The sequence below is a fragment of the Alteromonas sp. PRIM-21 genome (genome assembly GCF_027563165.1).
Classification (GTDB): Bacteria; Pseudomonadota; Gammaproteobacteria; order Enterobacterales; family Alteromonadaceae; genus Alteromonas; species Alteromonas macleodii_A.
This window is the reverse complement of the sequence record NZ_JADOEK010000007.1, coordinates 218,399-230,692: the sequence shown is the minus strand read 5'-3', so window position 1 is coordinate 230,692 and position 12,294 is coordinate 218,399. Positions and strand designations below refer to the sequence as shown.

The following is a 12,294-nucleotide window of genomic DNA, read 5'->3' as shown; positions in this document are numbered from 1 at the left end:
TGCCCTATCAATTAAAGCTTCATAGTAATGAATATTTTAGCAAGTGTTGCAGCAGTTTGCGCAGCGTCAGAGTGCAACTTTAATTGACGCTCAAGAAACGGTTTAGTTGCCTCAATTTTTTTGGTCTCTGCTAAAGTATTTTACATAGTAATAAACTGTAATACCCCCATCCAAATGTAGCAACGGCCCCTAATATTAAAAATAATTTTATCCACCCATTAAGAGAGCTTGGAGTTTTCATTGTTATTTCTTGATTCCTTTACTTTCACAGTGAGCCACAAAATGAGTGCCTTGTTAGATTTAAAGTGCCTGAAAAACTTTTTTAACTTGAGGCAAAAGGTCTACCGCACCTGAACAGCCGCAAAACTTTGCCCAATTAATGTGGGCTGTTTTTTCATCATTTTGGAGATACTTTTTGAACAGGAATTCGAGAGACATTTTTGGCACGAGTTTGACTTCGATAGGCTCGTATTTCCGGTTAAACCTGAAAGCCACAACATCTGTACACTTCTTCATTTTCGTTGGAGTCAGGGTAACGCGCGGGGTTTTGCATTAGTACCCTCTACTCGGAAACGAACCTCTATTAACCTTCCGTCTTTACACTTTATATCATAGCCAACACTATCCACTACATCACCATTCACCACTGTAGCGATAAGCATTTCTGCAAAGTGATCTGAAGTAACTTCTCCGATAGTTGATAGTATTTTCTTATGATATTTCACTAATTGTTCCTTGTGCGACGAATAGAGCCTAGAAGCTTGTGAGCGAGAATTCACAGTGATTTCTTTATAAATGCATTAATGTCGATTCAACTAATATATGGTATTTAACATGAGTTTAGAAGTTATTCCATGAGCAGCTAACCTCCATTGTTTACGCGCACACGTCACTTCCGCTATTTGCTCTTTTCGGCCGTCAATCAGTTGCGGACAAGCCGAGCATGTATGACTCAGTACAGATTAAAAGTGATAATGACTAACACAAAAAAGGCCGCAAAGCAGCCCTAAACGTTTTTCGATCTATTCAGTCCATTTATCATTAGCTTCCAATTAAAAGTAGCGGCGCTTAAGCCCGAACACATTCTCAAACTCGTATTCGTCTACTTCTTCAGAATTTATGAAGTTAGTAATCTGAACTTCGAAAAGCAGAAGCAACAAGAGCTTTCGCCAGGCTCAAGATACTTTCTCCTGAATTCTTCAGGCAGTTGCTCCCTAAGCCAATCCGATAGAACAAGTCCGTCGGTGACAAATACTTCATTCTTATGTTCGTAGATATAGTTCAGAGTTTCTAGATTGAAATACCAACAAACACTAAACTTTTCAGGCCATTCGGTTCGCGTACTGCGTTTAAATTGATGTATGAACGTGATTTGCAGATCAGAGTTATTTGTCTTCTTAGACATAGTTAAGTCCTCAGTTGGTAAACCTCAGAGATAACTAGTTTGGTATAAGGACAACTTTGCTATTTCAGACCTGCATAAATCTTGCGTACCAGCAAAATAGTCCGATTTAATTGCATGTTGAATTAATAAAACAATGATGGAAATCGTGAGACTGACGACTACTGTATAATGTGACAATTGAGGATGGGATGGTGTTATCAATCGTGTAAGGTGAATGCTGATCCCCCGTTTATGGGGTAGAGCCCTAAAAAGTAACGTAAGCTATTGAATGGGGTGGAATAAGTTGGTCGGTGTGAGAGGATTTGAACCTCCGACCCCTGACACCCCATGACAGTGCGCTACCAGGCTGCGCTACACACCGACCGAAAGAGCGAGTAAGTCTACTCAAATTTGTTCACAATGCAACGAGAATTAGCAATAAGCCTGTTTAAGCGCTCAATTGCTAACCACCTTAGCAAATTTCTGCATTAAAACACCTAGTTGCCGTTTTTTGTTATCAGGCTAACGTAACGTAGCACACTGCAGTTACAACTAAGGCCACCAGCACGTTCAGCATTATTCCTTCTCTTGCCATTGTTTTAATATCGAACTTTTCAGTTGAGTACGCAATGGCGTTAGGCGCTGTTGCTACTGGCAGCATAAAGGCACAACTTGCGCTTATGGCCGCCGGTATCATAAGTAATTTAGGGTCAACGCCTACCGCTAAACCTGCTGCAGCCAATATTGGCATTAGCAATGTAGATGTTGCTGTGTTTGAAGTAATTTCCGTTAGGAAAGTCACGAATAAGCAAATACCCAGTACTAGCAATAACACAGGCAAGGTAGCGAGCCCAGTTAACCAAGAGCCCATTAACACGCTCAAACCCGACGACATAAACGCTTTTGCAATACAAATTCCACCTGCAAACAGCAGTAGCATTCCCCAAGGAATATCGTTTGCCGTTTCCCAATTAAGTAGCTTGTCGTTGTTGCCTTTTGCGTCTACTTCGCCGTTGTCATTGCCACTATTGGTAAAAAACATAGCGGCAACGCCTGCAACGGCTATGGTGCTATCACTGATGGTGGTTACGCCTATCCAAGCAGTCCAAAAAGGTCTGAATATCCAAGCCATTGCTACCGTACCGAAAATGGCAAGCACGCGCTTTTCTGCTTTAGTCCATGCGCTAGGTACAGGCAAATCTATGTTGCCCACTTCTCTAATTCCTCGCGCTAACCACAAGGCCATAATAGGCACACCTAAAACAACAATCGGTACACCAGTTTTCATCCATTCAATAAAGCTGTATTCCATACCTTGTGTTTCTTCATACACGCTCATGAAGATAATATTAGGCGGCGTGCCAATGGGCGTCCCTACCCCACCCAAACTTGCCGAATAAGCAATACCTAGAATAAGGGCCACGCCAAATCGGGGGTTATCGACCGCATTGATAATGGCAATGGCCATTGGCAACATCATTAACACCGTGGCGGTGTTACTAATCCACATACTAAGGACGGCGGTGGTGAGCATAAAACCCAGTACCAGTTTAAGCGGGCTGCCGCTGCCTGTTACCCGCAGCATGTAAATAGCAAATCGCTTGTGTAAGTTCGCACGTTCAAGTCCTTTTGAAAGCATGAAAGCTGCCATTAATAAAATAATGACATGACTTCCTAAGGCAGATGCAGCTTCGCTATGCGACAGCACGCCGAATAATGGAAATAACGCAAATGGCAGAAGCGAAGTAGCGGGAATGGGGAGCGCTTCGGTTACCCAAAGTATTGCTACAAAAAGGGTGATCGCAGCGGTAAATATAATTTCGCTGGGCTGATTTACAGCCCACAAGCCCATGCCACTAAGAACGGAGGCGATAAACGCGAAAAGAATAATAGTATTCTTACGTGTTGGCTTTCGTTGTAGAGTTTCTGAAGAAGGTTCAGAGTTTGTGTGCATTGCGCTTCCCGTTACTAATCGCTTTATTATAAGTGCTAGGGCCTTAGCTATAGGCCCTAATTATTGCTCTTATATTTTCTATCAGTAATTAGCGGGAAACGCACGAGGCTTTTCCAAAAAAATTTTTTTAGGTTGTTTTACTTACTTTCGTCGTCTGACGAAATACGGCTGGCTACTGCACCGGCTTGATCTTTATATTTCGCATCAACTCTGGCGTTATAAGGTTTTTCAGCTGGGGCTGATAATACTTCAAAGCTTAGTGCGCCTATTTTCATCTTAGGGCGAAGCGCTAAAGGTAATTTACCGCTGTTGTAAAACTCAAGAACGATGTTACCAGACCAACCTGGGTCGATTCTATGCGCCGTCACGTGAACCATTAAGCCCAAACGCGCCAGTGAAGAGCGCCCGTCTAGCCAACCAACGATATTATCCGGCAGCGTTACTGACTCGTGAGTAATGGCCAGTGCTAATTCGCCTGGGTGTAAGAAAAAGGCTTTACCTTCTTCTAGTTCAATTTCGTCGCTCATTACGTGGTCCAGCGCTTCTTGTACCTGCGCTTTTGGCCCACTTAAATCGATAAACGGTGCTTGATGGTCTTCAAACACACGAAATTTGTTACCAAGGCGGATATCTACCGTTACGCCGCTAATCTGATCATAATTAGGTGTAGGCTCAATTTTTATTTTCCCATCTTGAAGATGTTGGTAGATATCGCGGTCGCACAAGCGCATGGTGTATTCCTCATTTCGTTAGGCCGCTATTATGCGTATGTCACCGCATGCATTCAACTGCTCAAAGGCTTGTTTTATCTGCTTTTGCGCAATTTTTATAAAGTTTTAGTCAATTTTGAATTTAAGCGCCAAAACTTGCCTCTATTTTTCCTTGGTTCAGCATCTAACTAGGCTTTAAACTAAACATTCAACACTATTGTGCGTCACCTGTTATTACTTAACCCACTCTTTCTCAATCTTTCCCCTTTTTCAATCTTTCCCAATAATGCCAATTGGGTCGCCTTTGATGTGTTTAACCGCCCCTTTGCGTGGTTCAACGGTAAGGGCTAATTGCATAGACAATGCCCGCGCAGCTTCACGGTAGCTTTCACTTAAGGCACTGTCAGGCGAGGTTACTAACAAAGGTGTACCTGCATCGCCATGTTCGCGGATATGAATATCAAGCGGTAGCTGCCCTAACAGTGGCAAACCATGGCGCTCAGCCAGTGCCTCTCCTCCGTCTTTTGCAAATACATAGTCTTTGGTGCCGCATGCTCTGCATTGGTAATAGCTCATGTTCTCGATCAGCCCAAGTACTGGCACATTGACCTTTTCAAACATGCTTATGCCTTTTTGGGCGTCGGCTAGCGCTAAGTCCTGCGGCGTAGTCACTACCACAGAAGCGGTTAGGGGCACTTGTTGTGCCATAGTAAGCTGAATGTCGCCGGTACCGGGTGGCATATCAACAATTAAATAATCGAGTACAGGCCACAAGGTTTCATCTAATAATTGCTTTAACGCCCTGCTTGCCATGGGTCCGCGCCATACTGCCGCGTCTTCTTGTGGTACTAAATAACCGATAGAGTTTGCTACCAGCCCATGTGCCATAAGCGGCTGCATGTGCTTATTGTCTTCACTTTCAGGGTGTGCGTCAGGGTTCCCCAACATAATAGGAATAGATGGCCCGTAAATGTCAGCATCTAAAATACCTACTTTCGCGCCTTCTTGCATAAGCGCAAACGCAAGGTTGATACTGGTTGTAGACTTACCCACACCACCTTTGCCCGAAGCTACCGCTATAATATTTTTGATATTAGTAACAGGGGCTACTTCAGTTTCGCCACTGGCAACGTTTTGCTTAAAATTAAGCTTATCGGCATCTAGCTTACCTTTGAGCTGGTTAAGCACTTCTTGGTTAAGCGTATCTAACTGTGTAGCAATGCAAAATGGCAAAGTAACCGTAACGCCTGCATCTTCATTTTCTGGCTGACTAAAAGCACACCAAGGTAAGGTATCGTCTACGTCTAGCGAGAAATACTTGGCTAAAATAGCAGCAACCTTTTGCGTTAGCGGCTCTGCTTTGCGAGAAAAGAACATAAAATGCCTTACTAGTAGTAGAATTGTGTGAATTACGAGATGCAAAAAACGCGGTTTTCCGCTAGTATTTGCAGCCATTTTGAAACGCAAAGAATCAATAACGTCATTATGTCAGAAAAACGCCGAATTCTGGTAACCAGTGCGTTGCCATACGCAAATGGTTCTATTCACTTAGGTCATTTGCTAGAACACATTCAAACCGACATCTGGACTCGTTTTCAGCGCCTTCGCGGAAACGAATGTTACAGTGTTTGCGCCGACGATGCACACGGTACACCGGTTATGCTTAAAGCCCAAGAGCTTGGCATTACACCAGAAGAAATGGTGGCTAGAACCCGTGCTGAACACCACCAAGACCTTGTTGATTTTCACGTTGATTACGACAACTACTATGTAACCCATTCGCCAGAAAACAAGGCATTGTGTGAAGAAATTTATACTCGTCTAGATAACGCGGGTTACATTAGCAAGCGCACTATTAACCAACTGTTCGACCCTGAAAAAGAAATGTTCCTGCCAGATCGTTTCGTTAAGGGTACCTGCCCAAGCTGTGGCGCAGAAGATCAAAACGGCGATAGCTGTGACGTATGTGGCGCAACGTATAGCCCTACTGAAGTTAAAAACCCGCGCAGCGTGGTGTCTGGTGCTACACCAGTACTACGTGAGTCTGAGCATTTCTTTTTTGACCTGCCAAAATTTGAAGGCATGTTAAAAGAGTGGATCCGCTCGGGTGCCCTGCAAGAAGAAATGGCAAACAAGCTACAAGAGTGGTTCACTGAAGGTCTTCAGCAGTGGGATATCAGCCGTGATGCGCCTTACTTCGGTTTTGAAATTCCAGGTGCACCTAACAAGTTCTTCTACGTGTGGGTAGATGCGCCTGTTGGCTACATGGCTAGTTTCAAAAACTTCTGCGAACAGAACAACCTAGAATTTGACGATTTTTGGAAAGCAGACTCAGAGGCTGAGCTTTATCACTTTATTGGTAAAGACATTACTTATTTCCACTGCTTATTCTGGCCTGCCATGCTTGAAGGCGCGGGATACCGCAAGCCTACTGGCGTAAACATTCACGGTTTCGTAACCGTAAACGGTGCGAAAATGTCAAAGTCGCGCGGTACCTTTATTAAAGGCCGTACTTACCTTGACCATTTGAACCCAGAATATCTGCGTTACTACTTTGCCTCTAAGTTGGGCGACGGTGTTACCGACATCGACCTAAACTTTACTGACTTCGCACAAAAAGTGAATTCAGACTTGGTAGGTAAAGTGGTTAACATTGCAAGCCGCTGTGCAAGCTTTATCACTAAGCGTTTTGACGGAAAGCTGTCTGAAAACGTGATTGAGCCAGAACTTATTGCTGAGTTCCAAAACGCATCTGAAAGTATTGCTGCACTATTTGAGAAGCGTAAGTACCACCAAGCTGTGCGTGAAATTATGGCCCTTGCTGACAAAGCAAACCAGTTCATCGACAACAATGCACCTTGGGTAACGATTAAAGACGAGACTAAGCAGCAGTTCACACACGATGTGTGCTCGCTAGGTATTAACATGTTCCGTCTGTTGGTTATTTACTTAAAGCCTGTACTACCGGTACTCGCAGAAAAAGCAGAAGAATTCCTAAACGACTCGTTTGACTGGAATTCACTGCAAACCCTATTGAAAGGCCACGCCATCAACAAGTTTAAGCCTATGATGCAGCGTGTAGAAATGGAGAAAATCGACGCCATGGTTGAAGATTCAAAAGAAAGCCTAGCGCCAGCTGCACCGGCTATCGACCCAGACAGCCCGCTTGCTAAAGACCCTATCAGCGACACTATCTCGTTTGATGATTTCGCGAAAGTAGATCTACGTATTGCCCGTATTGCTAACGCAGAACACGTAGAAAAAGCAGACAAGCTTTTACGTTTAGAGCTAGATTTAGGCGGCGAAACTAAGCAAGTCTTCGCTGGTATTAAGTCGGCCTACTCGCCTGAAGCCCTGATCGGCAAGCATACTGTAATGGTAGCGAACCTTGCACCTCGTAAGATGCGTTTCGGTTTAAGTGAAGGCATGGTGTTAGCCGCAGGCCCAGGTGGCGACGAGCTATACATTCTTGAGCCGCACGAAGGTGCAAAGCCTGGTATGCGCGTTAAGTAAGCCATTAAAAACATGAACTAAGGTTTAGGACTGGGTTTAGGCCCTCCCAAACAACAAAGCCACGGCGGGGTTAAACCTTTCGTGGCTTTTTTTATTGGCTCGTACATTCAAAAATGACTAGCTTCAAAATTAGCGGCCTGAACGATTCACCGTAGACGTTCTTACACTGGCCCCCACCGCCGAAAAACGTGGCTTTAAACTGCGCTTAGGTTTTATGGCCGTCATAGGGATCACCCGCTTTTTCGCGAGTATTACATATACCGCGCTGCACCAAGGCAAGTAAGACGCTAAATAGTGCTGAAGCTTAGCGGCCCCTTTCCACCGCTGCTGAAAAAACAGCGTAGAAAACAGTACCTGACGCTGCTCAACAATTTCAAAACCAAGTAACTGAAGCCAATCTTTAATGCGATAGGATGTAAAAAAACGTGCATCGTGCAAAATATTTCCGCGCTTAACGGGCAAGAACTTGGCGATACCGGCAAGACTTAATGGGTTAAAGCCACTGATGATGACATAACCGTTTTGCGTAATAACACGGTCTACCTCTCTTAATATCTCGTGAGGGTCTTGAGCGAAATCTAACTCGTTAGCCAATAGAAAGCCATCAATACTATTTTCAGAAAAAGGTAAGGAATGCGACTGTCCTACAATGGTATTTTCTCTGCTAATGGTTGATTCGCGGCTTTCGTCCTTTGATTGTGAAGGTGCAACATTATTGTCTGTGGTATTAATAGATGCAGTGTTGTCGTCTGACTGGCAGCCAAATTGATTATCAAATGGCACTTGATTGATGTGGTGCCTAATAGGGCTAGTATTTAAATTAATCACGGCACTTAAAGAGCCTAGCTTAGCAAAGTGATACCCAAATATGCGCTCAGCATAATCGCTACACACTGTATTTACGGCATCGCGGATATGCTCACCTGCGGGGAAATCATCCCAGCTTGTCGGGTAGCGAGGCGGTTTGGCTCTAAAGGCCGATCTCATTAACACTGCGCGCTCTTAGGTTGCTCTGCTGTTCACAAGTCCCTATAGTAACGCATAATTCTACCTACACAAGCAGGTACTCTTATGACGGCAGAAACGCTTCCTTCAGATGTAACAATTCATCCTATCCCCGCTTTTACTGACAACTACATTTGGTGCATTCACAACGGTAACAGTGCTATAGTCGTTGACCCTGGCGATGCTGAACCTGTATTGGCTTTTCTTAAAACCAATAAATTGATACTTAGTGCGGTTCTTATCACCCACCATCATAGAGATCATACTGGTGGCATTGCTAAGCTAGTATCTACCGTACCGGATTTACCGGTAATAGGCCCAAGAGGCAACCATATAAGAGGCATCACTAAATCAGTGGCGCAGGGCGACACCGTTTCTCTTCCCGTATTCAAAATGGCACTTCAAGTTATGGAGGTGCCGGGTCACACGCTAGATCACATTGCGTTTTTTGGTCATGGCGTACTATTTTGTGGTGATACGTTGTTTTCCGCTGGCTGCGGACGTTTATTCGAAGGCTCGCCAGAACAAATGCATCATTCTCTGAATAAGTTAAAGCGATTGCCTGACACTACCAGGGTGTACGGCGCTCACGAGTATACGCAAGCAAATGTTGCATTTGCTCTTGCCGTTGAGCCCGATAATTCGGCACTAAACGACTACGCAGAGTGGGTCAACGATAAGCGAGAACAGAATCAACCTACTTTACCGAGTACCCTTAAAGAGCAAAAAAGCATAAACCCATTTTTACGAGCTCATGAACTTTCTGTAAAAACTGCTGCCGAAGCCTATTGCGAAAATAACCTGGCTGACGATGTAGCGGTATTTGCTGCAGTTCGCCGCTGGAAAGATGAGTTTTGATGCAAAAGTAAGCCGATTATCGTAATATTGCCGGTTTGCAGTGCTCCAAGAGGTTTCTTCATATATGCAGTTGAAGTTTTTCCCTCTATCGCCATTGTTGTTGGCGATAGGTTTAACGGGTTGTCAGATAACAGATAATAATAGTGACAATGCGCAATTAGAAAGTAACGAAAATGCTTCGCTAGAAGCGTGCAGTGAAATACATAGCAATGAAGAAGCTATTTCTGATTGTGAGCTAGCAAGAGATGGCGTTGTTGAAGTTGTGCACCCAAATGACGATACGCTAGAAGAAGGTGCCGAACTTACCAATACGCCTGACTTACATACACAAGCTGTCGTAACAGACGTATGGGAACGTGCTAGCGCAAACTTTGCTTTACCCATTCCTGACAATAAACGTCTAAATGCACAGAGAAAGTGGTACTTAAAGCACCCTGAATACATGGCTCGCGTTGTTAAACGTGCCAAGCCATTTCTTTACTACATCGCAGAAGAAATTGAAAAGCGTGACATGCCGATGGAGTTAATTCTCTTGCCCATCGTAGAAAGCGCATTCGACCCTTTCGCCTATTCTCATGGTCGGGCAGCCGGTATGTGGCAATTTATCCCAGGCACCGGTAAGCGGTTTGGTATGGACCAAAACTGGTGGTACGACGGGCGCCGCGACGTTGTTGCATCAACACAAGGTGCACTGGATTATCTTACCTATTTAAATGAGATGTTTGACGGTAACTGGTTGCATGCACTAGCAGCCTATAACAGTGGTGAAGGCCGTGTTCAACGAGCGATTAAAGCTAACAAACGTGCAGGCAAACCTACCGATTTTTGGAACTTGAACTTACCCAAGGAAACACGTGCGTATGTGCCTAAGTTATTAGCCCTTGCTGATATTCTTAAAAACAAAGATGAATATGCGTATTCATGGCCAGAAGTGGAAAACGTTGCCGTTATTGAGGTAGTCGATATTGGCTCTCAGGTCGATTTAGCGTTTGCGGCCGAGCTTGCCGGCATGTCTTTGAAAGAGCTTCATGGATTAAACCCTGGGTTCAATCGCTGGGCTACATCCCCAGATGGACCACACCGCTTAGTACTTCCCCTTGATAAAGCTGCTGCGTTTTCGCAAGCCCTTGCTAAGATTGATCAAAAAGAGCGTCTTAACTGGGTACGTCACACCGTTAAGTCTGGCGATAGCTTAGGTAAAATTGCAAAGCAATATCACACAACAGTGAAAGTGCTGAAAAGGATAAATGAGTTAGACTCATCAATGATCAGAATAGGTCAAGCGATAATGGTACCTGTAGCGCTTCAAGAGTTAGACAGCTATACCTTGTCGCAAGAGCAACGTTTAGCCAGTTTACAAAACAACAGCTCGTCTCAGCAAAAAGTGCGTCACACCATTAAATCCGGTGATACGCTATGGGATATTGCGCGTAAGTACAAAGTAAGTACTAAGCAGTTAGCTAAATGGAACGGCATGGCGCCGGGTGATACGCTTCGTCCAGGAAAAACTTTGGTTATTTGGCAGAAAGGCAAAGCGCAAGCCGGGGTTACAAAAAAACTGACCTACACAGTAAGAAGCGGTGACTCGTTATCTCGTATCGCCAGCAAGTTCAATGTTAAGGTAAGTGACATTGGCAAGTGGAACTCGCTAAACACTAAGCGCTATCTGCAACCCGGTCAAAGACTTAAACTGTATGTAGACGTGACAAGGTTGAACGCATCGAGCTAGTGACTCGGCCTAGATTAGCATTAACGCGTTTTCCTTTAAGCGGTCATATCATACGTTAAATCACGAAAAGGATATGGAAATGCTAAGAATTAACCGAGAAAATCTGCGAAATAGTCACGAAACGCCTTGGTTAATTTTAGATTTAGTCATGCTAGGTATACTGTTTGTAAATCTAGCGTGGCTTATTTTCGATGCGCTTTATGCTACAGATTTTGTATACGGCCTTTTAGGTACATATTTCCCCGCCTTTTTAAACGCTTACGACCCAATTCACGCCAACTTTTTGTTGGTCGATTTAGTCTTCATTGCCATATTCTTTACCGAGTTCTGTTTTCGTTGGGCCGTTGCTATTGTTCGTAAAGAGCACTTGCGCTGGTACTTCTTTCCGTTTTTGCATTGGTACGACATTATTGGCTTAATACCAACTGGCCCTACTCGTCTGTTTCGCTTCTTGCGAATATTCTCCATACTACACCGCTTGCACAAGTTCGAAATTATCGATTTAAATCAAACCGCCGTCTTTCGCTTTTTTGCCTTTTATTACGACGTGTTTGTTGAAGAACTTAGCGACCGGATTGTTGTTAAGGTGCTAAGCGATGCGCAAAAGGATATTTCAGCGGGCTCGCCCTTATTAGACGATATCAATGCACAGGTGCTAGCGCCCCGTCGTCCTGTCATAACCCAATGGATGGCAGGCGTTATCAACCATTTAGGGCAATCTATCCAAAGTGAAGAACATGGTGAGGTGATTCGAGAGCATGTACGAAAAAGCGTGGGAAAAGCGGTGAGAAGCAATGCACAAGTATCCTCGCTGCATTATCTTCCTGTTATCGGCAAAACCATTGAAAATACGTTGGAAGAGTCAGTCACCGATATTGTTACTACATCGCTAGTAAACCTATTGAGCGACTTAGATGCAGAGCGCATCGACCATTTCATTTCAGTTGGCATGCACGACTACACTCCTACTGCTGACGCACTAGATAAAGAAGTGCTTAACGTTGTAAATGAATGCTTGGAATTGGTGAAAGCGCACGTTGCCCAGCAGCGTTGGAAGTCACATCTCACCGAAAAAGAATCGGCTATCCCTACTGACAAACCCAAGATTTAATTAATTAGGAAAGCGTTAGAGTTAAGGTGA

At 44.2% G+C, this 12,294-nt stretch carries 9 protein-coding genes and 1 tRNA gene; 4 read left to right on the top strand and 6 right to left on the bottom strand.

Annotation, left to right across the window (positions count from 1 at the left end):
• Positions 1-527: 527 nt before the first annotated feature.
• From IW644_RS12045 to apbC, 5 genes are all read right to left on the bottom strand, one after another.
• Positions 528-725, bottom strand: coding sequence for a hypothetical protein (locus IW644_RS12045; protein WP_269917812.1), 198 nt, complete (start codon positions 723-725; stop codon positions 528-530).
• A gap of 964 nt (positions 726-1,689) precedes the next feature.
• Positions 1,690-1,766 (bottom strand) — tRNA-Pro (locus IW644_RS12040).
• A 135-nt stretch (positions 1,767-1,901) separates the two neighbouring features.
• Positions 1,902-3,338 (bottom strand): SLC13 family permease, encoded by a 1,437-nt coding sequence (locus tag IW644_RS12035; RefSeq protein ID WP_269917811.1) that lies wholly within the window; start codon positions 3,336-3,338, stop codon positions 1,902-1,904.
• 137 nt (positions 3,339-3,475) lie between these two features.
• Positions 3,476-4,069 (bottom strand): dCTP deaminase, encoded by a 594-nt coding sequence (gene dcd, locus IW644_RS12030; RefSeq protein WP_179983793.1) that lies wholly within the window; start codon positions 4,067-4,069, stop codon positions 3,476-3,478.
• A gap of 249 nt (positions 4,070-4,318) precedes the next feature.
• Entirely contained in the window at positions 4,319-5,425 is a 1,107-nt protein-coding gene (gene apbC / locus IW644_RS12025; RefSeq protein WP_269917810.1) for an iron-sulfur cluster carrier protein ApbC, read from the bottom strand.
• A 108-nt stretch (positions 5,426-5,533) separates the two neighbouring features.
• Here apbC and metG point away from each other — a divergent pair, with 108 nt between their 5' ends.
• Positions 5,534-7,561 (top strand): methionine--tRNA ligase, encoded by a 2,028-nt coding sequence (gene metG / locus IW644_RS12020; protein ID WP_269917809.1) that lies wholly within the window; start codon positions 5,534-5,536, stop codon positions 7,559-7,561.
• Between the two features lie 129 nt (positions 7,562-7,690).
• On the opposite strand, the gene IW644_RS12015 is transcribed toward metG, so the two are convergent.
• Positions 7,691-8,548, bottom strand: coding sequence for a class I SAM-dependent methyltransferase (locus IW644_RS12015; protein ID WP_269917817.1), 858 nt, complete (start codon positions 8,546-8,548; stop codon positions 7,691-7,693).
• 84 nt (positions 8,549-8,632) lie between these two features.
• Between IW644_RS12015 and gloB the strand changes: the two genes are divergently transcribed.
• From gloB to IW644_RS12000, 3 genes are all read left to right on the top strand, one after another.
• Positions 8,633-9,424 (top strand): hydroxyacylglutathione hydrolase, encoded by a 792-nt coding sequence (gene gloB, locus IW644_RS12010; protein WP_269917808.1) that lies wholly within the window; start codon positions 8,633-8,635, stop codon positions 9,422-9,424.
• A gap of 64 nt (positions 9,425-9,488) precedes the next feature.
• Positions 9,489-11,153, top strand: coding sequence for a lytic transglycosylase (locus tag IW644_RS12005; protein WP_269917807.1), 1,665 nt, complete (start codon positions 9,489-9,491; stop codon positions 11,151-11,153).
• Positions 11,154-11,232: 79 nt separating this feature from the next.
• Entirely contained in the window at positions 11,233-12,264 is a 1,032-nt protein-coding gene (locus tag IW644_RS12000; RefSeq protein ID WP_269917806.1) for an ion transporter, read from the top strand.
• Positions 12,265-12,294 lie beyond the last annotated feature (30 nt).